The sequence below is a fragment of the Brasilonema octagenarum UFV-OR1 genome, from assembly GCF_963888615.1.
Lineage (GTDB): Bacteria > Cyanobacteriota > Cyanobacteriia > Cyanobacteriales > Nostocaceae > Brasilonema > Brasilonema sennae.
The window spans coordinates 3,383-27,070 of sequence record NZ_CAWPKW010000358.1; the positions used below are offsets into that span (position 1 = coordinate 3,383).

The 23,688-nt window shown below is 42.4% G+C and carries 18 protein-coding genes, 1 tRNA gene and 1 pseudogene; 12 read left to right on the forward strand and 8 right to left on the reverse strand.

Annotated elements, in window-relative coordinates; genetic code table 11:
• The coding region (locus AC5590_RS32210) for a protein kinase domain-containing protein (protein ID WP_169267313.1) at nucleotides 1-500 on the reverse strand (500 nt) is incomplete at its 3' end.
• A 262-nt stretch (nucleotides 501-762) separates the two neighbouring features.
• Nucleotides 763-900, reverse strand: a complete 138-nt coding sequence (locus tag AC5590_RS32215) for a hypothetical protein (protein WP_169267314.1) — start codon at nucleotides 898-900, stop codon at nucleotides 763-765.
• A gap of 72 nt (nucleotides 901-972) precedes the next feature.
• On the opposite strand from AC5590_RS32215, the gene AC5590_RS32220 reads away from it, so the two are divergent.
• A complete protein-coding gene (locus AC5590_RS32220) occupies nucleotides 973-1,854 on the forward strand; it encodes a phosphodiester glycosidase family protein (RefSeq protein ID WP_169267315.1) in 882 nt (293 codons plus the stop codon).
• Nucleotides 1,855-1,949: 95 nt separating this feature from the next.
• On the opposite strand, the gene AC5590_RS32225 is transcribed toward AC5590_RS32220, so the two are convergent.
• The 3 genes from AC5590_RS32225 to AC5590_RS32235 all read right to left on the reverse strand — a co-directional run bounded on the left by AC5590_RS32225 (nucleotide 1,950) and on the right by AC5590_RS32235 (nucleotide 6,598).
• Complete coding sequence (locus AC5590_RS32225) at nucleotides 1,950-2,249, reverse strand: CU044_2847 family protein (protein ID WP_169267316.1); 300 nt, start codon at nucleotides 2,247-2,249, stop codon at nucleotides 1,950-1,952.
• A 219-nt stretch (nucleotides 2,250-2,468) separates the two neighbouring features.
• Nucleotides 2,469-3,305, reverse strand: a complete 837-nt coding sequence (locus tag AC5590_RS32230; RefSeq protein WP_169267317.1) for an SWIM zinc finger family protein — start codon at nucleotides 3,303-3,305, stop codon at nucleotides 2,469-2,471.
• Complete coding sequence (locus tag AC5590_RS32235; protein ID WP_169267318.1) at nucleotides 3,302-6,598, reverse strand: sll1366 family intein-prone helicase; 3,297 nt, start codon at nucleotides 6,596-6,598, stop codon at nucleotides 3,302-3,304. Before AC5590_RS32235 ends, AC5590_RS32230 begins: the two co-directional genes overlap by 4 nt.
• A gap of 919 nt (nucleotides 6,599-7,517) precedes the next feature.
• Between AC5590_RS32235 and AC5590_RS32240 the strand changes: the two genes are divergently transcribed.
• Both AC5590_RS32240 and AC5590_RS32245 read left to right on the forward strand, forming a co-directional pair.
• Nucleotides 7,518-9,674, forward strand: a complete 2,157-nt coding sequence (locus AC5590_RS32240) for a polyribonucleotide nucleotidyltransferase (RefSeq protein WP_169267319.1) — start codon at nucleotides 7,518-7,520, stop codon at nucleotides 9,672-9,674.
• Between the two features lie 309 nt (nucleotides 9,675-9,983).
• Nucleotides 9,984-10,823 (forward strand): alpha/beta fold hydrolase, encoded by an 840-nt coding sequence (locus AC5590_RS32245; RefSeq protein ID WP_169267320.1) that lies wholly within the window; start codon nucleotides 9,984-9,986, stop codon nucleotides 10,821-10,823.
• 45 nt (nucleotides 10,824-10,868) lie between these two features.
• Here the strand turns inward: AC5590_RS32245 and AC5590_RS32250 are convergent, their stop codons facing one another.
• Nucleotides 10,869-11,591, reverse strand: coding sequence for a hypothetical protein (locus AC5590_RS32250; RefSeq protein ID WP_169267321.1), 723 nt, complete (start codon nucleotides 11,589-11,591; stop codon nucleotides 10,869-10,871).
• A gap of 725 nt (nucleotides 11,592-12,316) precedes the next feature.
• On the opposite strand from AC5590_RS32250, the gene pds reads away from it, so the two are divergent.
• The 8 genes from pds (at nucleotide 12,317) to AC5590_RS32290 (ending at nucleotide 19,403) form a co-directional block, all read left to right on the forward strand.
• The gene (gene pds / locus AC5590_RS32255; RefSeq protein WP_169267322.1) at nucleotides 12,317-13,768 is read left to right on the forward strand and encodes a 15-cis-phytoene desaturase; all 1,452 of its coding nucleotides are present in this window, start codon (nucleotides 12,317-12,319) and stop codon (nucleotides 13,766-13,768) included.
• Nucleotides 13,769-13,848: 80 nt separating this feature from the next.
• Entirely contained in the window at nucleotides 13,849-14,781 is a 933-nt protein-coding gene (gene crtB / locus AC5590_RS32260; RefSeq protein WP_169267323.1) for a 15-cis-phytoene synthase CrtB, read from the forward strand.
• A gap of 233 nt (nucleotides 14,782-15,014) precedes the next feature.
• Nucleotides 15,015-15,106 (forward strand) — tRNA-Ser (locus AC5590_RS32265).
• Nucleotides 15,107-15,392: 286 nt separating this feature from the next.
• The gene (locus AC5590_RS32270) at nucleotides 15,393-16,715 is read left to right on the forward strand and encodes an ABC transporter substrate-binding protein (RefSeq protein ID WP_169267324.1); all 1,323 of its coding nucleotides are present in this window, start codon (nucleotides 15,393-15,395) and stop codon (nucleotides 16,713-16,715) included.
• A 131-nt stretch (nucleotides 16,716-16,846) separates the two neighbouring features.
• On the forward strand, nucleotides 16,847-17,710 hold the full coding sequence (locus AC5590_RS32275; RefSeq protein ID WP_169267329.1) for a uroporphyrinogen-III synthase: 864 nt from the start codon (nucleotides 16,847-16,849) through the stop codon (nucleotides 17,708-17,710).
• Between the two features lie 97 nt (nucleotides 17,711-17,807).
• Complete coding sequence (locus AC5590_RS32280; protein WP_169267325.1) at nucleotides 17,808-18,470, forward strand: GNAT family N-acetyltransferase; 663 nt, start codon at nucleotides 17,808-17,810, stop codon at nucleotides 18,468-18,470.
• A gap of 48 nt (nucleotides 18,471-18,518) precedes the next feature.
• A complete protein-coding gene (locus tag AC5590_RS32285) occupies nucleotides 18,519-19,052 on the forward strand; it encodes an organic hydroperoxide resistance protein (RefSeq protein WP_282453080.1) in 534 nt (177 codons plus the stop codon).
• Between the two features lie 240 nt (nucleotides 19,053-19,292).
• Nucleotides 19,293-19,403 (forward strand): hypothetical protein, encoded by a 111-nt coding sequence (locus tag AC5590_RS32290; RefSeq protein ID WP_318284522.1) that lies wholly within the window; start codon nucleotides 19,293-19,295, stop codon nucleotides 19,401-19,403.
• Between the two features lie 112 nt (nucleotides 19,404-19,515).
• Here the strand turns inward: AC5590_RS32290 and AC5590_RS32295 are convergent, their stop codons facing one another.
• Nucleotides 19,516-21,135 carry a flavin monoamine oxidase family protein gene (locus AC5590_RS32295; protein ID WP_169267326.1) on the reverse strand — a complete coding sequence of 540 codons (1,620 nt, stop codon included), beginning with the start codon at nucleotides 21,133-21,135 and terminating at the stop codon, nucleotides 19,516-19,518.
• A 716-nt stretch (nucleotides 21,136-21,851) separates the two neighbouring features.
• Between AC5590_RS32295 and AC5590_RS32300 the strand changes: the two are divergent.
• A pseudogene (locus tag AC5590_RS32300) lies at nucleotides 21,852-22,829 on the forward strand (2-hydroxyacid dehydrogenase).
• Between the two features lie 162 nt (nucleotides 22,830-22,991).
• Here AC5590_RS32300 and AC5590_RS32305 read toward each other — a convergent pair.
• Nucleotides 22,992-23,555 (reverse strand): Uma2 family endonuclease, encoded by a 564-nt coding sequence (locus tag AC5590_RS32305; protein WP_169267327.1) that lies wholly within the window; start codon nucleotides 23,553-23,555, stop codon nucleotides 22,992-22,994.
• Between the last annotated feature and the right edge of the window lie 133 nt (nucleotides 23,556-23,688).

The window sequence follows — 23,688 nt, forward strand, 5'->3', positions numbered from 1 at the left end:
CCTGGCTTGATATCGCGGTGAATAACTTTGTGCTGATGAACAATCTTTAGTATGTTTAACAAATCAACCAATAATTCCCGAATTTGCTGCTCACTGAAACGGCCCTGCTGTTTTAATTCATCTGATAAATCTTGCCCATCAATAAACTGCTGCACCAAATACAAACGATTATCTTGCTCAAAATATGCTAGCAACGTGGGAATTTGTGGATGATCCCCTAACTGTTGCAAACGGGTTGCTTCTTGCTCAAATAGTTCCTTTGCCTTTTGAAACGCCCCAGTTTCTTGTATTTGTGGCGCAAATTGCTTAAGAAAGCACTTTTCCTTCAGTTTGTCAAGATCCTCTGCCAGATAAGTTTTGGCAAATCCCCCGCTACCTAATGATTTTATGGGGCGGTAGCGGTTTCTCAGCACCACCAGTCCTGTTCCGCAGTTGGGGCAAAACATTGTGCCATCGGAATTAGGCGGATTGTGGCAAACTGGATTGAGACAGCATGTCATAACTGTGCTTTTATCGGCAGACTTAATTTATTATACTTAGCTACAAGCTATCCTCAGTAGAAACCGCAAAAAAGTAGAAAATTTTGAGTCTTTCTCAAAAACCGAGTTTCTAACAAGTCGCCATTTGGGGCTTATATAATCGCAATCCTTGAGGAGTTGTGAGAATTGAAAAACCAAGATCCCCGACTTATGGTGAGAAGTCGGGGATCTGTTTGTAACACTCACTCATCCCGATTTATACTCATTGCCCTCAATTGCTTTGCTAAACGTTCAGCGCGTTGTTGTGCCAATTCTGCTGTTGTCGTTCTTGTTGTAACAATAACTCTGCTTGTTGAGCTGGTTCTTGTCCAGTGAGCAATGCGATACCTCTAGCAGCATCTGTTCTTTGGGCGATACGCACAAGCTAAAGCCTCTGGCTTATCGCCCAACTTCAAAGGATATAATCTATTCGGCTAAATTGAGGCGAAAATGCATGAAAAAAATGTGGATACTAGCAGGAGTATTTATCAGTGCGACTGTGCTGCTTTTGTTTTTTCGTACTGCAACATCAAAACAAACAAACTTAATCACCAAAACCATGAACTATGAGCAACGTAATTTACCAAACAGCATTGTCCATATCTTGAGAGTTCCTCCTCATAGCCAATTTATAGTAACTCCTGCATTGTCATCACAACTAAATACAGTAGAGGAAGTTGCCAAAAAGCATCAAGCAGTTGCCATCATCAATGCTGGCTTTTTTGATCCAGTCAACCAAAAAACAACATCTATTGTTTTTCAACAAGGAAAACTAACGGGTAATCCTAAAGACAATCAGCGATTGGTAGATAATCCTGACCTAAAACCTTACCTCAACAAGATTCTCAATCGTACAGAATTTCGGCGATACTTGTGCGAGCAAACTATCCGTTACTCTATCACTCTCCACAGTGAGCCTCCAGCTGGAGGTTGTCAATTAGTTGATGCTGTGGGTGGTGGTCCCCAACTCTTACCAGAACTAACCTCAGTCCAAGAAGGTTTTGTAGATAACGCTAACAAAAGAGATGCTCTTGGTAGTACCAAACCCAATGCTCGAAGTGCTATTGGTATTATCAGTGATGGCAGCATTGTTTTGGTGATGGTTGCTCAAAAACCAAATACTCCTGGTAACTCTGGGATGTCCTTGCCAGAACTGGCTCATTTTATGAAAACTCTTGGTGTTGAGAAAGCGATGAATCTGGATGGTGGAAGTTCGTCTTCGCTTTATTATGACGGCAAAACCTTCTATGGAAAAGTTGATTCAAAGGGAAATCTGGTAAAACGACCAGTGAAGTCAGTTTTAATCATTCAGGAAACTTTGTCAGAGGTTAAATAGATAATTTGGGTTACTTTAGTTAATCTCAGTTGCTAGTTTTAAATAGTAACAATTGTTACAAAAAGTCTAGTATTTTTACATGTCTGAGCTTGGAACTATTGACCCCATTCTAACGTAATCTCTATATTCGCTGTATTGGAACCCTTTACTAGTAAAGCGGTAAGTCTACCAGATTCAATCGCAATATCAACACCAAACTTTACACTTGCTCTATCTGGCTTAACCTTGTGTAATGCTTCGACAATTTCTTTGGTCAACGATTCAATAGCGGTGGTAACTTCTTCAAAAGGTCGAGATTGAAAATTTACTTTGCGATCGCCTATCTGTGTCGCTTCAACTCTAACACTTGTACCATCAGTTAGTTCCACTGTAATTATTTTGGTTTGAAGTTCCATGTGTCTTCGACTGGATTACTCTGCTTTTATAGCATTCCATCGTTCAACTAATTATCAGGAAGACAAAAAATATACCAAAGCGAAGTCCAAATTTGGCTGTACAGATGCTGGTAACAATCACCTGACCAGTTTTCACTTGGGAGTCAAAGTGCACCACTTCTATAAGTCTGGATGTACTTTGAAGTTGAAATCCCCATCTTGACTGTTTTCATCATTATCTTAACCTCCTCCAACATTCATTGCAGCCAAAACAGCCTTCTGGCTAACATCTTTGTACACTGTGTCTAAATACTTCATCACCACATCAGCTGCGGTTAAATTTGTTAAATTTTCCTCTTCCTTAGCCAAAGGAATTGACCCCAACACATCTAAAATCGTTTCGCCTGTTGATGGTACAATAACGACTAAAGAAGATTCCAATGGCTCATTGTATTGCCAGAAAGATTCGATTTTTACAGAGAATCGTTTCTCGTGTGTTGACTCTTGAACCTCAGATGGTTCGTTTTGTGAAGTTTTAACAGTTTTGCTGCGTAGGTGACGTAAATCACTGATAATTTTCTCTTTTGTGCTTCCCCGTAATTTAAAAAGAACAAATGGATCTTCACTAAAGCGATCGCCTAACTGATAGTAAACTGCAGCGACATGTTTGCAAGGGTTAGCTTTATCAGGACAAGAGCATTTACTATGGACATCAGATAAGGTAAAAGGAAATAGGGAAAGACCATTAGCAGTGAAAACATCTTCCATATTTTGCGGCATTTCTCCTGCTAGTAGCTTGGCAGAAAACATTGATTTTTGAGACATTGTTTCAATCACATAACCCCACTGTTCCTCAGTAAAAGGATCAAGGGACAAAGAAACTTTGTATGGTTCTTGTTCACTACCTTGTACTCTAGCTAATACCTTTGCACCTTGAAACTCAATGCTAAGAACATTTCCCTGACGTGCATAAATTCTTCCACGTTCCAAACGTTTCTTAAAACGATAGGAATCTAACAAATCAAGCCACCGTTGGGACCACCATTCTCGACTTCCTTGAAGGGTATCATTTGTCATTCTGTTTCCTCATCTATAATTGCACTCCGGTCAAGTATGAGCAAGTTGCGAAGTTGGTCTGTGTCTAGTTCTGTCAGCCAATTTTCACCTGCACCAACAACTTGTTCGGCAAGTTGTTTTTTACTTTCAATCATGTCATGAATTTTTTCTTCTAAAGTGCCAGTTGAAATAAATTTATGAACTTGGACATTGCGGGTTTGACCAATACGAAAAACTCTATCTGTCGCCTGATTTTCTACTGCTGGGTTCCACCATCTGTCAAAGTGGAAAACATGATTGGCTCGTGTTAAATTTAATCCTACACCACCAGCTTTCAGGGATAAAATCATAATTGGTGGTCCTTGAGGATCGTGTTGGAAACGATCCACCATTTCCTCACGTTGTTTTTTCTGAGTACTACCGTATAAGAACAGAATTTCTCGTCCTAGCTGTTTTTCCAGATATGGTTTGAGTAACTTACCCCACTCTGCGAACTGAGTGAAAATTAAAGCGCGATCGCCCCTTGGGCGGCTCCCTGCTGGAGCATCGCCACTTGCGACAACTATCTCCAACATTTCCTGCAAGCGCTGGAGTTTCCCAGAATGATATTGTTCCAATGTGTCTTGCTTCAAGTAATGCGATGGGTGATTGCAGATTTGTTTTAGTTTGATGAGTAAAGCTAAAATCATGCCTCTGCGTTGCAAACCCTCAGCTTCTTCAATCTCAGCTAGAGACTCTTCCACAGCTTTCTGATACAGTTGAGCTTGCTGGGCACTCAGACCACAAAACACAGTCATTTCCTGCTTCTCTGGTAAATCTTGAATAATGCTGCGGTCAGTTTTCAGACGACGTAGAATAAAAGGTTGAGCTAATGAACGCAATTGATTCAACGAAGCCGCATCACCATACTTCTCAATTGGTATTGCAAAACGCCGCTGAAAAAACTGCTTATTTCCCAAATAACCAGGATTTAGGAAATCCAAAATCGACCAGAGTTCTTGCAATCTATTTTCTACTGGTGTTCCCGTAAGAGCAATCCTAAATGTAGATTCTATTTGTCGTACCGCCTGTGACTGTTTTGCATCTGAATTTTTGACATTTTGTGCTTCATCTAAAACGATGATTTGCCAAGAAACGCTCTGCAATGATTTGAGATCACGGTGAATGAGCGGGTAACTAGTGATGACTATATCATGCTTATTGACTGCTTCTACAAACGTCTTACCTTTAGGGCGCTTGTCACCGTGATATTGCATCACTTTTAGCGTTGGAGCAAATTTTTTAACTTCTCTTTCCCAGTTTCCTAAAACTGAAGTTGGGCAAACAAGTAGTGTGGGTTTTTCGAGTGTTTCTTGTTCTTTTAAGTGTAAGAGGAAGGCGATGAACTGCACGGTCTTGCCAAGTCCCATATCGTCCGCCAGACATGCACCCAAGCCCCAACGTTCCAAAAAGGAAAGCCACGCCATCCCACGTTCTTGATAAGGTCGTAATTTTCCCTGGAAGCTGGTAGGTGTGGGCAAGGGTTCAACTGCTTTGTTATTCGTCAAGGCAGAGATCAATTCCTGTAATGCCCCAGACGCATCAAAGCTAACAACTGGTAATTTTTCAATCGTCTGAGTGTCTCCTGTACTGATACGCAAAGCATCTTCCAATGACAGCGCCATTTGTTCTTTACGAGAAGCGAAAAAGGTTTGTGCTGTTTTGATATCTTGCGATCGCAATTCCACCCACTCGCCATTAATTTCTACCAATGGGCTATTCAACGCCACCAACCTATCAAATTCTGCTTTGGAAATTGTCTGTCCACCAATCGCCAATTCCCACTTGAAATTCAACAAACTTTCCAAACCTAAACGTTCTTGCTTTTTCTTAGATGTTTGGGCAGTAACTTTCAAACCCAAACGATTTGCCCATCCTTCGCGGTTCTCTAAACTAGGCGGTAAAATTACACCCAAACCACTATCTTCAAACCGCCATGCTACAGACTTGATAAACTCATAAGCGTGAATTGGGTTGAGGTGGCAAAATTGAGGATACGGAGTTTCTAAGCTGGCTGCAATTTGTGGATACAATCGTGAAGCTAATCCCAAACCGCGTAAAAATGTCTCTTGTGGTTGTTCAATTGTTCGATTTTGGTAAACAAATTTTTCTAAAGGGTGGTTCCAAATTGTTGTTCCGTCTATGAGAAAATTGGAATCATCAGCAGCTTGGAGGAAATAAGCTAAAGTCCAATGAGTCTGTCCCCCTGACTCTGGAGAACGCAATACGAAACAGGTACGAAACTGGTTGTTCCCCGCCATTTGGTATTGCAAGGGCATAGTCCAAGCTTTCAACACCGTCTCTAATCGTTGCACTCCAAAAGGATCAGCGCTAACTGTGTTAGATGCAGCCGTCAGAGAATTTAACCACTGTCGCACCGTCGTTGGTAAAGACGCCATCACTCTGGTCTCTAACAGAGGTTGGGAACCCACCATCGCTCGTACTTGAGCATCTATTGTACTGTTAAGAAATCCCAGCAGTAATTCTTGGGGTTCGGGTGGCAAGTTTATGTGAACAGATGAGGAGGATTTTGCCTCCTCATCTTCCCCGAATTGGAAATTTTGCTGATAAGTGCGACAAGCCAATGGCATCAATTGAGAAAATTTTTCTAAACGAGTTCCATCTTGGGCGCTATCTAGAAGTGCTTGCCATTTCGCCACTGTAGAATTATCGCTTTGGCGTTGAATTGTCGGCAAAAACTTACCACGCGAAATCAGATCCAAACTCCAGCGGGCAACCTGCACCCAAAAGTGTAAATCTCCTCCCAAAAAATTATCTTCACCATTAGGAACACTCAGAGGTAACGAAGTCAGGAATTTTATCGCCTCTTCGGGGTTGAGGCAAAAACCTTCAACAAGCCACGGTTGTAAGTACTGGGGAGTTTTGTTTGGTGAATCTAATGTGGCTGAATGCGCTGGAAAGATTTCAACTGTTGCGTCCTGAGTATTTTCTAAAATATAAGTTGGTAGGGCAACCACGAGTTCGTGTGTTGGCAAACTCACATCGGCAGTACTGGCTGCTTTGGGCGTTTTCCCATTTTTGAGAGATTTTGTCTGTGACGTCTCTACACGTTTGGGGTGCGGTATTTTAACAATTGAAATGTTACGTGAATCCAGCCACTCGATTAACTCTAATGGCGTCATTGCCAGAGGATGTATTGATACATCACTCAATGGACTCTTACTAGAATTTGTCCCAAGAGTTCGCCAAGTCTCTCCCCAAACAAATAAACAACCCTGATTTTGTCTTAACCAAGTACCGTGTAGAATTGCCATTTAACAGTTCTCAAATGTTCGCGAAACTACTAAAATTTATGTCTTTCTTATTTTTTATTCATCATTAAATGACTATTTTTTCAGAATATATATTCTATAAAATAAAATTGTTTTTTTTACATTTTTTATCTAATTTAGCAAATAAGAATCATTCTTTTACTACTTTATACCAATTTAGCTTCTTTGGCGTAATGTTGAGACATGAGATTAGCAAGCGACACTAGGTTCCACTAGCTGAATACAAATTACGTTATCAAAAAGAACTCAGAACTCAGAACTCAGGAATCAGAATAAGAAAGAAAGACAAGCGCATAAATTGTAGAGTTCACCGAACGGAAGTCTTTGGGTTTAAAACCCCACCGTCTATACGGGAGCCAGTACTGCGGGAGGGTTTCCCTGGTGCAGGATAAGAGCGTTGTATTCAATTGGTTGGGGTCCCAATCCCCATCCAATCATATTGCTGGGTTCTGCGTTCTGACCTATGTGTTCTTCTTCAAGACAATACAACTTGGTATTAGTAGAAGTTTCATAGAGTTAGAAGAATAAAAGATCACAAAAGGATCAAAGCTTGCTATTGTTAAAGAGAAAATATATTCCTCAAAACAACTTCCTTGCAAACAGAGCTAGCTAGTAGTATTCAGGCTGATTGCTGATTATAGCGCACTTGCATTTGCAATAGAATACACCTGTGCCAAACCCTCCCCGAACTCCAGCTATCCATTACCCGCATCTTTATTAAGATTTGACCAGAGCAATCGCTCATGGGTACTCTAATCCCACCACTGTCAGCAAACTTGATACTGGGTGCTCAAGTCTAAAGTTGTTGATCTTTAGGTGTGTGAGTGACGCCAGCCAGAGGGCATAAATGTTAGGATTGCCACAGAGAGAGAATAGCGTGCATAGAAGGAAAAAAAATTGAATGGGAGAATTTGAGAAGTCAATATCCTTTGACGGACGGGATATTCGACTGAAGGTTGGTCATTTAGCTCCCCAGGCTGGTGGCTCGGTGTTGATAGAATCTGGGGACACAACAGTTTTGGTGACGGCTACGCGATCACAAGCCAGAGAGGGCATTGATTTTCTTCCGTTGACAGTAGATTACGAAGAAAGACTGTATGCGGCAGGTAGGATTCCCGGAGGAATAATGCGGCGAGAAGGTCGTCCGCCAGAAAAAACAACTCTCACTAGTCGTTTAATTGACCGTCCACTACGTCCTTTGTTCCCGTCTTGGTTGCGAGACGATTTGCAAATTGTTGCGCTGACACTCTCGATGGATGAGTTGGTGCCACCTGATGTGCTAGCAGTCACAGGTGCTTCGATCGCCACCTTAATGGCAAAAATACCATTTAACGGACCAATGGCGGCAGTGCGTGTCGGGTTAGTAGGAGATGATTTTATCATTAACCCGACCTATGCAGAAATTCAAGCTGGGGACCTAGATTTGATCGTTGCTGGTTCACCAGAAGGCGTGATCATGGTGGAAGCAGGAGCAAATCAACTCTCAGAAAGAGACATTATCGAAGCAATTGAATTTGGCTACGAAGCCGTACAGGATCTGATTAGGGCGCAGCAAGATTTGATGGCTGAAATTGGTATAGAAATTCCACACGAAGAGCCACCAGAGGTAGACTCAACGCTGGAAAACTATATACGCGATCGCGCTGTTGTTGAAATTAAGGAAATTCTGTCACAATTTGATTTTGACAAAACACAGCGCGATACAGCTTTAGATGCAGTCAAGGAATCGATTAAAGCTGCGATCGCAGAACTTAGCGAAGAAGATTCTGTCCGCGTTGCCGCATTGGCAAATAGTAAGGCTCTTGATAATACCTTCAAAGACCTTACTAAAAAGCTGATGCGCCGTCAAATCATCGAAGATAATGTTCGCGTTGACGGTCGTAAGCTTGATGAAGTACGTCCTGTATCTTGTGATGTTGACATTTTGCCCAAGCGAGTCCACGGTAGCGGTCTATTTAACCGGGGATTAACTCAGGTGCTATCTGCTTGCACTCTTGGTACACCAGGAGATGCTCAATCACTGGCTGATGACTTACAACAAGATCAACATAAGCGTTACCTGCACCATTACAATTTTCCACCGTTCTCCGTTGGGGAAACAAAACCCTTACGTGCACCAGGACGTCGGGAAATAGGTCACGGAGCACTGGCAGAAAGAGCAATGCTACCCGTATTACCGCCCAAAGAACAATTTCCCTACGTGATTCGGGTGGTATCGGAAGTGCTTTCTTCCAACGGTTCCACCTCAATGGGTTCAGTGTGCGGTTCGACACTGGCATTGATGGATGCAGGCGTACCCATTTCCAAACCCGTTAGTGGTGCTGCAATGGGTTTGATAAAAGAAGGCGACGAAGTCCGAGTCCTGACTGACATTCAGGGTATAGAAGACTTTTTGGGCGATATGGACTTTAAAGTTGCCGGGACAGACAAAGGCATAACCGCCCTACAAATGGATATGAAAATATCCGGTCTATCCTTGGATATAATTTCCCAAGCGATCGAGCAAGCCAAAGCAGCACGGTTGCATATTCTGGAGAAAATGCTTCAGACAATCGATCAACCGCGCCCTCAAATGTCACCTTATGCCCCACGTCTGTTGACTATCCGGATTGATCCAGACATGATTGGTCTGGTGATTGGACCAGGAGGCAAGACGATTAAGGGTATCACCGAAGAGACCGGTGCTAAAATAGATATAGAAGATGATGGCACAGTGACGGTTTCTGCTGTGGATGAAACCAAGGCTAAGAAAGCACGGCTCATCATCCAAGGCATGACAAGAAAGCTCAATGAAGGTGATGTCTACGCAGGGAAAGTTACACGAATTATACCAATAGGTGCTTTTGTGGAATTTCTTCCTAGCAAGGAAGGGATGATCCACATTTCCCAACTGGCTGACTACCGTGTTGGCAAAGTTGAGGACGAAGTCACAGTTGGTGATGAAGTGATTGTAAAAGTGCGAGAAATTGATAACAAAGGCAGAATTAACCTTACCCGCCTGGGTATTCACCCAGAGCAAGCAACTGCAGCGCGAGAAGCTGCAGCAGTCAATCGGTAACTAGATTTTGGATTTTAGATTGTAGATTTAGGATTAATCGCAAATCTAAAATCCACTTTGGTGTCTATTGAGGGAACGCTTAACGCTTAACGCTTAATAGGGAATAGGGAACAGGGTGAATGGTGTTTGTTTGATATGCTGCTAGCAGTTTTCTACCGAAGCGTGAGAGGCTCAGATTGTTTGATTGCCAGACAAAATAAAACCTACGGATGTGTAGAAACGCTTTTTTTTGATAAGAAAGTAAAACAAATAAATCGATTTCTAAATCTGTAGAACTAAAAACCTGTCAAAGTCTGGTAATCTGCGATCATGCCAATACGTCAAACCTTATCGAAACCTGATATCCAACTTTCTTATTTAGAGTGGAACCAAGGTCAAGAACCTTTACTGGTATTACACGGTTTAGCCGACAACGCCCTAGTTTGGTCGAGCCTAGGAGATGACTTAGCCCCAGATTACCATATAGTCGCGCCAGATATGCGCGGTCATGGTGAGAGTGACAAACCAGAGAAAGATTATAGTTTTGAGAGTGCGATCAAAGACTTAGAAGCACTGATGGATAGCTTGGGATGGTCATCTGCTCATGTTGTCGCGCACTCCTGGACAGGTAAACTAGCTGTTATATGGGCAAGGATTAATCCGCAGCGTTTACGGAGTATGGTTCTGGTCGATCCCATTTTTATTTGGAAAATACCCAGCTTTTTTAAGGTTACTTTTCCCGTTTTGTACCAATTTTTATCCTTTCTCAAAGGTATGGGACCATTTGCGACTTACGATCAAGCCCAACAGCAAGCGTGTCAGTTAAATCAGTTTCAAGGATGGAGTCCCTTACAACAGCAAGTTTTTCAAGCAAGTATTGAACAAAAAACCGATGGGACTTGGGGTAGTAAATTTACCATCGCAGCTCGCGATAGAATTTTTGAGGAAGTGATGCTCTGTCCCGGTTTTACAGCCCCCATTTATATCCCCACCTTGTTTGTGCAGCCAGAAAAAGGACTTAACCGTAAAGATTGGCAACTCCAACCTTACAAAACTAATTTAAAAAATTTACGCGTTTGTCAAGTTCCTGGTAATCATTGGCCTTTTTTAACACAGCCTGAGGCGTTTAACCAAACTGTGAAAGCTTTTTTGCAAGAGCATAGATTTTAACACTGTCTGTTTTTCAGGTTTGGAGATTCTTAAGAGTTTACAACTTCAAGATCCCTGACTCTGTAAACTTTTCATTTCTTGTTGTACATCCAATGCAATCTGGAATACTTCATTCAGCCATCGTCCGTGTTCACTAGCCTCTTCGCTCACTTGCATTACTGTTAATGTTGGTAAATTATCCGCAAACAGTTCTAATTTACTAACAATAAATTTTTTATTTTCTCTTAGAATTCTTTCTGTTTTTAATGCCCGAACCAAATCATTTCTTGTCATTTTTAGTGCTTCTATAACTTTCTTTCTTTCATTCAAGCTCACTCCTGAATTTCCTGCGGCTTCTATTTGATCGTTGATGTCTATTGCTTTAATGACAGCACTATGTCTTTCAACATCATTCAAGAGAATTTTTAGCGAATGTGTCATGTTCTGTCTGACAGTACGACTTCTTTGCTTCCACAAAATATAAAAGAATATTTGTGTCAAAATTCCTACTGAACAACTAGATATGACTAATAGTAGCCAGGAAGGTATAGTAACCCAATTAACAAAGAGTCTGATAATAACATCAAAAGCAACATAACTAGAAACTAATATTGTCATTCCAATAAAAATTACCGTAGCAGCCTCAGAACCTTTGGCTCTTTCTACAACTCGACTCAGTAGTCTTTTCATGGGATGAGTAAGAATTATGAGTTCATCGTTCACAGGTAAATTAGTCAATTTTTGCAGTTCTTTTTGACCAATCTCTAATCCTTGTAAATCATTACGCACAGCTTTAATATCCTCTTAATATAGTTTTTTTCCAGTATTATATAACAGTAAAATTGATGCCAAACAAACAAAGCCGCCATTTTTGTTTGTCAACAAATTTAACAAAAATTATATTTTAGAGTTACATTTTAATACTGTGTTATTATTAATACTAATAAAGCACTAAAAGTCATATAAGCTCCAAAAGTCCATTAGCCTTTCCTTAATTTCTTTTACATACCTCCACTAAAGGTTTCGGGATGACTTTTCTAAGTGCTGACTCACGAGGTTATTGTGTCAGAGTGTATCCTTGAAAATTGTCCACTTTGATCACAACAATGCCACAAATATCAGGAAAAAGCAGTTTTTGAGTAGGGAGAGTAAAATGTATCAGGATTTTATATTTTTGTATCACTAAGTAAAAAATGGTAAAAGAAAGTACATAAGATGTAAAATGCGGAGGACACTTCTGTGGAAAGGGTTGTCTGTTGCGCTTGAGTTGCGACGGCCGTTGCCAACCGAAAAATCTTCTGATATTGAAGTGTATTGTTAACTCAAGTGGATTGGGGTATAAATGAGTCTGAGACAAAAATTGTGCTTGAAGACGCGCTAGTAATCGACGATGCTCCCCGAGGGAAGCAGCCAATCTCAAAAAGCTATCACCGAAAAACTGCTAAATGTAACGGATTGCAAAGTATAATGAAAACGATAAAACAATTCAAAATATTCAAGAGCAGTAAGGTTCAATGCGAGTAGCGATCGCGGGAGCGGGTTTAGCAGGGCTTTCCTGTGCGAAATATCTCACAGATGCAGGGCACACTCCTATTATCTTGGAAAGCCGAGACGTGTTGGGGGGGTTAGTAGCAGCGTGGAAAGACAAAGATGGCGACTGGTATGAAACAGGGCTGCATATCTTCTTTGGGGCATATCCCAATATGTTGCAGCTGATCAAAGAATTGGGGATTGAAGACAGATTGCAGTGGAAAGAACACACCATGATCTTCAACCAGCCCAACAATCCAGGAACTTACAGTCGCTTTGATTTTCCAGACGTGCCAGCGCCTTTGAATGGCATAGTAGCTATTCTGCGGAATAACGATATGCTTACATGGCCAGAAAAAATTCGCTTTGGTATCGGATTGCTACCAGCGATGATTCTGGGACAACGGTACGTGGAAGAGATGGACAAATACTCTTGGTCGGAATGGATGAAAAAACAAAAGATTCCGCCACGAGTAGAAAAAGAAGTTTTTATCGCCATGTCTAAGGCGTTGAACTTCATAAATCCTGATGAAATTTCGGCAACAATTCTTTTAACAGCTCTGAATCGGTTTTTGCAAGAAAAGAATGGCTCAAAAATGGCTTTTCTAGACGGTTCCCCAACAGAACGTCTGTGTCAGCCAATCGTTGATCACATCACCGCACGGGGTGGAGAAGTGCGGTTGAATGCACCGCTTAAAGAAATTGTGCTGAATGACGATGGCACAGTCAAGCATTTCGTGATTCGGGGATTGAATGGGGCAGAAGATGAAGTATTTACGGCTGATGCTTACGTATCGGCAATGTCGGTTGACGTGATGAAGATTTTGGTACCTACACCCTGGAAACAAATTGAATTTTTCCAAAAATTGGAAGGTTTAGAGGGTGTACCAGTGATAAACTTGCAGCTATGGTTTGACCGTAAACTTACTAAAATTGACCACCTGCTCTTCTCGCGATCGCCCCTGCTCAGTGTTTATGCCGATATGAGTAATACCTGCCGCGAATACGCCAATCCCGACCGATCAATGCTGGAATTAGTTTTAGCTCCAGCAAAAGATTGGATTGCAAAATCTGATGAAGAAATTTTGCAAGCAACTATTGCTGAACTAGAAAAATTGTTTCCTGACGACTTTACGGGAGACAATCGAGCAAAGCTGTTGAAATATCATGTCGTGAAGACGCCACGCTCAGTGTACACAGCAACACCTGGTCGTCAAGATTACCGTCCCTCACAAGTGACCCCCATTGCTAACTTTTATTTAGCAGGCAGTTACACAATGCAACGTTACTTGGGGAGTATGGAAGGTGCCGTACTTTCTGGTAAGCTGACAGCGCAGGCGATCGTCCGTAATACAGCCGAGGGATTTTCTGAAGGAAAACCCCTTCCTCGTTTCGAGGAAACAAGCCAAACGCCTGAAAAAGCTTTGGGTCGGTAGGACGCGCTACACGACTGCTGAAGCACATCCGGTGGCAAATTCAAAAAGCCTGCAAACGTAAACCCTTCAGCCTGCAACGAATGCTGCAACTGCCTGATTCCATCCCTCGCATGAAAATACCGGTCTCTGTGGACGAGTCCTACAAACTCTGTCGCCAGCTTATAGTCAAGTATTCCACGACTTTTTACATCGGCACTTTGCTGGTTGACAAGCCAAAGCGCAAACACATTTGGGCAATTTATGCTTGGTGTCGCCGTACAGACGAACTCGTGGATGGTCCCGCATCTGCTATAACGACACCAGAAACTTTGGATCTGTGGGAACAGCAACTGGAATCGATTTTTGCTGGACAGCCATTAGATAGTATTGATGTCGCTTTGGTGGATACTATTCAGCGTTTCCCGATAGATATTCAGCCGTTTCGGGATATGATTGCTGGTCAGCGTATGGACTTATACCGAAGTCGCTACGAAACCTTTGAGGAGTTACACCTTTACTGTTACCGCGTTGCTGGGACAGTCGGTTTGATGTCAACAGCAGTGATGGGGGTTGACACCTCCACAAACACGGCTCCGTGGAATTGCCATCAACAGCCGTATATCCCCACAGAAGAAGCGATTACTCTGGGAATAGCCCATCAACTCGCCAATATTCTACGAGATGTCGGGGAGGATGCAAGGCGGGGGCGGATTTATATTCCCCAAGAAGACTTGGCGCGCTTTAACTACACAGAGCAAGACCTGTTTAAAGGAGTGGTGGATGATCGCTGGCGATCGCTAATGCGCTTTCAAATTGCACGGGCACGCCAATTTTACGCCAAAGCAGAAAAGGGAATCTCTTACCTATCTGCCGATGCTCGCTTACCTGTATGGGCATCTTTGATGCATTACAGTCGAATTTTGAATATCATTGAACGCAACGATTACAATGTGTTCACTCGACGTGCTTACGTGCCTCAATGGCAAAAGTTACGTGCTTTGCCAGCTGCATGGTTACGAGCACAAGTCTTATGAAGAAGTTGTCACGTCTTGTGAGGAATTCAAAATCAGCGGAGGTTTCCTCCGCTGCAACTTCTCTCAAAATGACAAAAATCCTTTTGAATTTTGATAGCGTAGGCTGACACTCTCGTGTCACACTTTGGATTTGAGCAAAGCAAGTCCTTTGTCCTGAACAATCACGAATGAAAAATGAAAAATGACTATTGACATTAGACCTATAGTTTGTTACGATTAATCCTCGTGACCAAGGAGAGGTGGCTGAGTGGTCGAAAGCGACGGATTGCTAATCCGTTGTACAGTTCGTAAGGCTGTACCGAGGGTTCGAATCCCTCCCTCTCCGTTTATAGAGAAAAATACAGAAAAAGAAGATAACACTTTTTCTTTCAAGATGCCTTTTGCTGGTTGGCGTCAGTCACAAAAAGACATGCTTTTAAACGCTATAGCACGTGTACGCTATATGAACACTGCTCTGCCGCTGCCTTGGGCTTGACATTTTTGACTTCTCAGACATCCTCTAAAGGGGATGTTATTATTTATCATCTGGAGCCATTAAAGAATTTAATTAATCATTTAATTTGAATCTTACTTTTAGGCTCCTGAATAAATGAGGAGTGAAACTAAATATTATGCAAAAGATAAACGCTGCCTTTGCTCTGGCTTTGACAACCCTAGCAGTTGGTTTCCTAGCAGCTGCTTGCGATACAGCTCCCCCAAACAGTTCAACAGGCAATACCACAAGTCCCAGCCCAGGAGGAGGCTCAACAACAACAGCTACTAGTGGTAATGGGTTGAAAATTGGTTCCCTGCTACCAGCGACTGGTGACTTGTCTTCCATTGGACAGCAGATTATACCCTCAGTCCCCTTGCTTGTGGAAACTGTCAACGCTTGCGGTGGTGTGAACGGTGAACCTGTGACTCTTGTTCAGGTAGATGACCAAACTGATCCTAAAGCTGGTGCTGCTGGTATGACCAAATTGGCAACTGTAGATAGAGTTGCAGGTGTTGTTGGTTCCTTTGCCAGCAGCGTTTCTACTGCTGCTGTCTCAATTGCGGCTCAAAATAAAGTTATGCTGATTTCTCCCGGTAGTACCAGCCCCGTATTTACTGAACAGGCAAAACAAGGTAAATATCAAGGATTTTGGGCACGTACTGTTCCACCTGATAGCTATCAGGGGCCAGCTATAGCCGCACTTGCTAATAAAAGAGGCTATAAAAAAGTTTCTACCGTCGTCATAAATAACGACTATGGCGTCGGCTTTGAAAAAGCATTTGTGCAAGCTTTTGAAAAATCGGGGGGAACTATTGTTAATAAAAACAACCCTGTCCGCTACGATCCAAAAGCAACTACCTTTGATACTGAAGCCTCTGCTGCTTTTGCTGGTAAGCCTGATGCAGTCCTTGGGGTTTTCTACGTAGAGACAGGCAGTTTGCTGCTAAAAGCAGCGTACCAGCAAGGTTTGCTGCAAGGAGTGCAGGTGATGCTGACAGATGGAATGAAGTCAAATGAGTTTCCAGGACAAGTCGGCAAAACCAGTGATGGTAAATATATCGTATCTGGAGTGATTGGTACAGTACCAGGTTCTAACGGTAAAGCGTTAGAAGCTCTAAATAAACTGTGGCAATCTAAAAGAGGAGGCGCACCAGGTGAATTCGCTCCTCAAGGGTGGGACGCAGCCGCCTTGCTAGCACTAGCAGCACAAGCTGCTAAGCAGAATACAGGTGAAGGCATAGCCAGTAAAATCCGCGAAGTTTCCAGTGGTTCTGGTACAGAAGTAACTGATGTGTGTGAGGGACTGAAGTTATTGAAAGAAGGTAAAAAAATTAATTACCAAGGAGCTAGTGGTAACGTAGATGTTGACCAAAACGGCGATGTGATCGGTATCTACGATGTCTGGACAGTTGGGGACGACGGTAAAATCAAGACGATTGATAAAGTTAGCCCGAAGTAAAGGTTAAAACATAACAGGTATGGTGCCGTACTCTCGGCTAACGCACTGCCCAGAAGTTTAACAATATTCCACAACAAGTCCCCCACTATATCCTTATGGGTTAGTGGTGGGATCAAAGGAGGTCAACCAAACTGCTTACTCCAACCGTACAACTGCCCTTATACGGTAAGCGAATCATCGTTACCGCACCCCGTAATTATGCCGCCAGGTTATCTCAACAACTCATTAACCAAGGTGGTATGCCGTTTGTGATGCCAACCATTGAAACTTGTTCACTAGAAAACTTTACAGAGTTAGATGCTGCACTGCAACATATCGATGCATTTGATTGGATTGCTTTTACCAGTAGAAACGGTATTGATGCTTTTTTCCAACGTCTAGAAGATTTGGAGATCAACCCCCTTGTTTTGACAAATATATGTTTTTGTGCTATAGGATTAGACGCAGAAAAATTAGCAGCTTTGGGAGTCAAAGTCGATTTAGTACCGAAAGAACCCAGCCCAGCAGGAGTTATTGCTGAATTGGCTAAAATTCCAGATATTGCTCATAAAAATATACTTGTCCCAGTTCCAGAAGTTGTAGGCGTCCCAGAACCCGATGTGATTCCAAACTTTGTTGCAGGATTAAAAAAATTGGGCATGAAGGTAACCCGTGTACCAACTTATAGGACGCGGTGTTTAGATAAAGATATTTATGAGGTTGAGTTAAATTTGATTCAGCAAGGCAAAATAGATGTCATTGCCTTTAGCAGTACTGCGGAAGTAACAGGTTTTTTGCAAATGGTTGACTCGAAAAGAGATTATGAACATTGTGCGATAAGCCCTTGGCTTGACGCTACGCGTATCGCTTGCTTTGGACCCTACACCGCAGCAAATGCAAAGAAATTGGGCTTAAATGTCTCAATAGTTGCTCAGGATTATAGTTCATTTGCGGGGTTTGCTGAGGCGATTGCGCTAAGCGCACGCTCCGCGAACGCCCTTTGGGCACAGCAATAACTTTTTGGTATAAAATTCTTCACTTCAGCAGAATGTATAATTACTAAAAGTTCTGAGAAAGGTACGTATTCTACTTCATTAGATACGAGATAAACAGATGAACACAATTAAATGCTTGCGTAAAACTGAACGCCTACAATACGATATTTTTGAGATGGAATCGCTCGATGCAACGGCGACAATGGTTGCCCAGTCATTTATCCACTCAGATCCAATGGCAATAGTTCAGAAGTTTTCTATTAGAGAATTTGCACATTTTGTTCGCCAGTTATGTGTAGGGGTAGCGGAGCAAGGACTAACGATTGTTGCCAAAAATCATCAAAATAACGAGGTGGTTGGTGTAGTGATTGCTGGTGACTTTGTTACAGATTCATCTTTGAAAATTGAGAAGTTTGGTGAGGATAAGTTTCAACCAATTATGGAGCTTTTCGAGCAACTACAAACACAGTATATGCTGGGTAAGCAGATTGATAAAAATGAATATTTACATCTTCATATGTTAGCAGTAGCACCAGAGTACAGAGGAGAAAAAATTGCTCAGAGTTTAGTAAAAATTTGTGTTGAAAATGCAGCAAATGCTGGTTATCGAATTGCTTTTGCAGAAGCAGCAAATTCAATTTCTCAGCACGTTTTTAAAAACTGTGGTTTTGTTGCTCATCACGAAATTCTATACAAACAGTACACTTACGACAATGTGCCGATTTTTGGCTCAATTGAGGGACATTCAGGAACCATCTTGATGGACAAAGCATTGGATTAGTATGAACAGAACGAGATAGAAAGAAACTTTTCTACGCCTTCAAAGATAATGCGTGATACTGCTAATAGTAGTGTGAAGGCAACAAGCATGAATCCTGAAACTGAGAAACTAATGCAGCAACTAGACCAACAATATGAAGGTGCTGCGATGAAACCTTTGTATACGGCTACAGTCACCGTCACTCCAGGTCAAGCAGGACATGCCCGCATGTCGGGTCATGCTCATAGTTCGGATGGATTGCTAGACTTAGACCTTGCCTTTCCTACTGAACTAGGGGGACATGGCAAAGGAACCAATCCAGAACAACTTTTTGCCGCTGGCTATGCAGCTTGTTTTCATGGCGCACTTGCGTTAGTTGCTAGGAAAGCAGGAGTTGATGCGTCTAAAGCAAAGGTTACCTGTGCTGTCACAATTGGTCGAGATCCTGCGGACGGTGGATATATGCTTGCTGCCCAGATGGTGATTGATATTCCAGATACAGAACGCAAGAAGGCTGAACAGATAGTTGCCCAAGCTCATCAACTGTGTCCCTACTCGAAAGCGATTCGTGGGAATATCAATGTGAGAATGACAGTGGTTTGAATCATTCTTACCTTTAGGCTTAAATTGAGCATAAGCAAACCCAACAAACCCTCAACCATGCTCAAACCCAAAGTCTTCATCACTCGCCACCTTCCCACCAAATTAGAGCAACTGCAACAGATTGCTACCATTGAAGTCTGGGAAGAACGCTAACCGCCTCCCTATAAAGTTTTACTAGAAAAAGTCAAAACAATTGATGGTTTGCTGTGCTTGCTGACAGACGAGATTGATCAGTAACTGATAGAAGCAGCCGGAACCTCTTTTAAAGTTATTAGCCAAATGGCAGTTGGATACGACAATATTGACATTCCTGCTGCGACTGCACGGAAGAAGGGAGCCGCTACGCGTTAGCCCTTGGCGTGCGCTTGTGCTTACGCTATCGCTATTCGACTTCTGGTGGTGATCGCGCTCCCACACTCCGATTATGTTTGCATAACTTACAACCTGTGCTAAATATTGAAATCTATGGCATTACTTGTGCCTGGTGTTGTCTCGCCACCACCTGAGCCGCAAGGCGACCTGTTTGAGCTGCGCCATTCATATATCCATAGAACTCGTCGCTCAAATGCTCGCCAGCAAAAACCAAATTCCCAACATTGACATCTTGGCGTTCTTTAGGATCGTCGGCTTCAACATAAAGAAACTTGGCAAACTCCGTCAACTGTCCTGGCTTAAATTGAGTGTAACTTCCTTTAGTAAAAGGATCCCTTGTCCATTGTGTTTGCAAAAACTTGTCCGTCGCAGCATCTTTAGCCCCCACAATGAAATCATCTAACTGCCGTACGAACTTCCTTCCTTGCAACTTACCACTGCCAGATCCGTTCCTTCTGACTTCATCCCCACCTAGAAAGAAGACTAACTCTCCATTTTCCCTGTCTGGTTGTCGCAAGGTTCCATCCCAAGCTAAGCAGAATTTCAGATCACTCCAGACTTCCTTAACAAACCCATTTTCCTGCCGCCACGCTTTCTTGTTAAATCCAGCGATGACCTTTTGATTGAAACCGAGATCGACTTCTTTGATGAAACGCCTCAAAGTGTTTGGCAAGTTGACCTGGATATCAACTTCTCGTAACACGGTCAAAGGAATCGCGATAATGACATAGTCCGCATCTACAACATAGTTGCGGGAAAAGGTCAAGAGAAAACCACTACCGTTTGACTGAATCCTTGTTAGAGGCATACGGGTGTGAATCTGACCAGACAGCGCTTGGGCAAGACTATCGATAATTCTGCCGCTACCACCTTCAACAACGAAAGCTTCATCAGAATTCCCCAATAGCTCTACTTTGTTCCCGTCTACTGTGGGTAGGTTCATAAGAAGTTGAATTGCTGAAGATTCTTCTGGCTCAACACCATACTCAGAGCGAATCGTATTTTCGATCAGTCTGCGAATAAAAGGCTCTGGAATTTTATCTGCATATTTGTTTAGATAATCGGCAGCGGACATGGAATCAAATATTGGTGCGTACTGCTCAAAGTTTTGCTCAAGCAACTCAGCATCATAGTAAATTGCAAGAGCGAGTGGACGCAATTTGTCCGCAATTTCTGCTTCCGACTGGACTTTACCATCAAAGTAGTACGCCGTTCCTGGAAAGGGCAATTTTTGTTGTTCCTCGATAACACTGAAGAGTTTTATATCGAATTCTTTTGCAAGTGCCAACATATCGGTGTGATTTGTATTAATGAACTGACCACCCAAATCAGTCACTAAACCCTCGCCTACGACACCTGTGACTGTCTGTATGCGCCCTCCCAACCGTTCTCTGGCTTCATAAACGGTAGCCGTCAAGCCTATCTTCTTAAGCTGGTATGCCGCATTCAACCCCGCAATCCCGCCTCCTACAATAGCTATTTTGGGATTCCCACTATGGCTAGCTCTACCCCAAACCTTTTCTGGATGAGACAATCCACTAGTGACAAGTGCCGATCCTGTAGCCAGAGATGCCAATTTGATAAAGCGCCTTCGCGACCATTGAGCCTGCTTTTTTGCCAGCGATAAAGGTTTTCCTTCTGCTTTCAGGTTTTCCCTCTGGCTTAGCTGCAAAATACGAAGTAACTGCCGAAACTGTGGTGTACGTGCCATTCTGTCTATTTATTTGTTAACGACTTGAGGAACAAGTTGAGGAGTGCTACTGTGGGCATCGGGGTTTGGGAAACTGAAATTACGCCAATCCCTACGGCAAACTATGCGAACAGGCATTTATCAATCTGACTTTTTCCAAATATCGTGAAAAATCAGAGAACGCCGTCTGGGTAAGTTTGCCGTTGATGACTTTTTTTAAGTCAACAATTTTTATCTTCAAAGTAGGAAACAAAAGCCAGTTATAAGTGACTTTCTTTTCCTATATATGTAAAAAATAGAGAACTTATCAGCCTTTAGAGGCATCCATAAGCCAAAGTATCATGACTATATAAATTAAGTAAGTAAATTAACGAAGAAAATTTGTAAATTTTATGTTAAAACTCTTTGATTAAATAAAATTTCAAGTAGAATAAAGTGAATGTTTTCACATAAGTAGGTGGGCACAAATAAACATAACTATGTAAAGAAAAGTAAAACGTCCAAAACTCCCTTCCCTTTTGCCTTCTGACTTCTGCCTTCTCCACGAGAAATATTCACGCCTACCTACTTATTCCCTCTAGCTAATAACATATGATGAAATCAGTTTCTAGCTCATGGCTGGAGTCAGTTTCAATTACTGTATAAGTAGCTCGTCACAAATAAAGTTAACCCGTTTGGGTCGTCATTAGTCATTGTAAGAGTTTCAGAGTTTTCACATTTCTGATAAACCCTCAACCATGCCCAAACCCAAAATCTTCATCACTCGCCGCCTCCCCACCAAATTAGACCAACTGCAAGAGATTGCTACCATTGAAATCTGGGAAGAACGCCAACCACCTCCCTATGAAGTTTTACTAGAAAAAGTCAAAACAATTGATGGTTTGCTGTGCTTGCTGACAGACGAGATTGATCAGTAACTGATAGAAGCAGCCGGAACCTCTTTTAAAGTTATTAGCCAAATGGCAGTTGGATACGACAATATTGATATTCCCGCTGCTACCGCACGCAAGATACCAGTTGGTCATACCCCCGGTGTCTTAACAGATGCAACTGCTGACTTGACTTGGGCGTTACTTATGGCGGCTGCACGGCGAGTGGTAGAAGCGGATCGATTTGTTCGTGGGGGTGAGTGGCGGACGTGGGAACCAAATTTGTTATTGGGACCGAACATCACAGGTGCGACTTTAGGGATTGTTGGTTTTGGGCGTATTGGTCAGGCGATCGCTCGTCGTGCCAAAGGGTTTGACATGAAAGTTTTTTATACTAGTAAACACAGATGTGACCAGGAGTTAGAAAAAGATTTGGGTGTTGAGTTTACAGCGTTTGAACATCTCCTGCAAGAAGCAGATTTTGTGACCATTCATACACCGTTATCGGATGAGACTTATCATCTTTTTGGTAATAGCCAGTTTGAATTAATGAAGCAATCTGCCATTCTCATCAACACAGCACGAGGACCAATTGTAGACCCAGAAGCATTACACCAAGCGCTTACGAGTGGTGAAATTGCAGGTGCCGCTATAGATGTCACTGATCCAGAACCAATAGCAACCGATAGTCCCTTACTAGACTTAGATAACTTGATTGTTACACCTCATATTGGCAGTGCTAGCTGTCAAACACGAGAAAAAATGGCAAATATGGCGATCGCTAATCTTATTGCTGGGTTAAAGGGTGAGCGATTGCCTAATTGTGTCAATCCTGAAGTTTATTAATAGTATCTAGATTTGACACTCCTGTTTCTCTTTCCTCTGCGTTCTCTGCGTCCACCGCGAACTTTGCGGGAGGAACATCCACACCGCAAATTCGCTCTCTGCGGTTCAAAAAAATCAATTTAAAAAATCATATAGCATTGCTATATTTTTTAGGAATTGCTGCTAGAAAACGACATCTTCGTAAAGCTGTGCGATCGTTCCTTCAAACTTAATACTATGTAGTCGAAAAGATTTATTTTCTGCTGTGTAAGATTGCAAAACCCACAGCCCTTCATCATTACGGCGGAAACATTCGACTCGCTGACGTTTGGTGTTAATTAAAACATACTCTTGGAGACTTTCTAAAGTTTGGTAATCGGCGAATTTATCTCCTCGATCAAAGGCTTCTGTAGAGTCAGATAAAACCTCGACAATTAAACGAGGATATCTTTTATAACCAGGAGTTTCTTGATCTCGTTGATCGCAAGTCACCATCACATCAGGATAATAATATCGAATAAGAGATTCGATACGTGCTTTCATATCGGCGATGTAAACACGACAGCCTGAGCCACGCACATGATTACGGAGGAGAGCAAACAAGTTACCCGCAATAGTAACGTGGGAGTCAAGCGCTCCAGCCATTGCGTAGATGTAGCCGTCGATATATTCATGTTTGATGTCGCTGTGTTCCTCCATTTGGAGGTATTCGTCAGAGGTGAGATAGATTTCAGGTGAAACAACCATATTTAATATCATGTCCGGATGAATATTTATAAAAAACGAAGAACCTCACCCCGCTTTCCAGGCACCCCTCTCCTTTATAAGGAGAGCCAGTGCGTTGGGGAGCCACTGCCGTGCGCGGGTTCCCCGCGTTGAG

What these genes read in the sequence shown, in the direction of transcription:
- AC5590_RS32220 (WP_169267315.1), top strand. Translation starts at nt 973, where the DNA reads ATGAAAAAAATGTGGATACTAGCAGGAGTATTTATCAGTGCGACTGTG.
- AC5590_RS32225 (WP_169267316.1), bottom strand. Translation starts at nt 2,249, where the DNA reads ATGGAACTTCAAACCAAAATAATTACAGTGGAACTAACTGATGGTACA.
- AC5590_RS32230 (WP_169267317.1), bottom strand. Translation starts at nt 3,305, where the DNA reads ATGACAAATGATACCCTTCAAGGAAGTCGAGAATGGTGGTCCCAACGG.
- AC5590_RS32235 (WP_169267318.1), bottom strand. Translation starts at nt 6,598, where the DNA reads ATGGCAATTCTACACGGTACTTGGTTAAGACAAAATCAGGGTTGTTTA.
- AC5590_RS32240 (WP_169267319.1), top strand. Translation starts at nt 7,518, where the DNA reads ATGGGAGAATTTGAGAAGTCAATATCCTTTGACGGACGGGATATTCGA.
- AC5590_RS32245 (WP_169267320.1), top strand. Translation starts at nt 9,984, where the DNA reads ATGCCAATACGTCAAACCTTATCGAAACCTGATATCCAACTTTCTTAT.
- pds (WP_169267322.1), top strand. Translation starts at nt 12,317, where the DNA reads ATGCGAGTAGCGATCGCGGGAGCGGGTTTAGCAGGGCTTTCCTGTGCG.
- crtB (WP_169267323.1), top strand. Translation starts at nt 13,849, where the DNA reads ATGCTGCAACTGCCTGATTCCATCCCTCGCATGAAAATACCGGTCTCT.
- AC5590_RS32270 (WP_169267324.1), top strand. Translation starts at nt 15,393, where the DNA reads ATGCAAAAGATAAACGCTGCCTTTGCTCTGGCTTTGACAACCCTAGCA.
- AC5590_RS32280 (WP_169267325.1), top strand. Translation starts at nt 17,808, where the DNA reads ATGAACACAATTAAATGCTTGCGTAAAACTGAACGCCTACAATACGAT.
- AC5590_RS32285 (WP_282453080.1), top strand. Translation starts at nt 18,519, where the DNA reads ATGCGTGATACTGCTAATAGTAGTGTGAAGGCAACAAGCATGAATCCT.
- AC5590_RS32295 (WP_169267326.1), bottom strand. Translation starts at nt 21,135, where the DNA reads ATGGCACGTACACCACAGTTTCGGCAGTTACTTCGTATTTTGCAGCTA.
- AC5590_RS32305 (WP_169267327.1), bottom strand. Translation starts at nt 23,555, where the DNA reads ATGGTTGTTTCACCTGAAATCTATCTCACCTCTGACGAATACCTCCAA.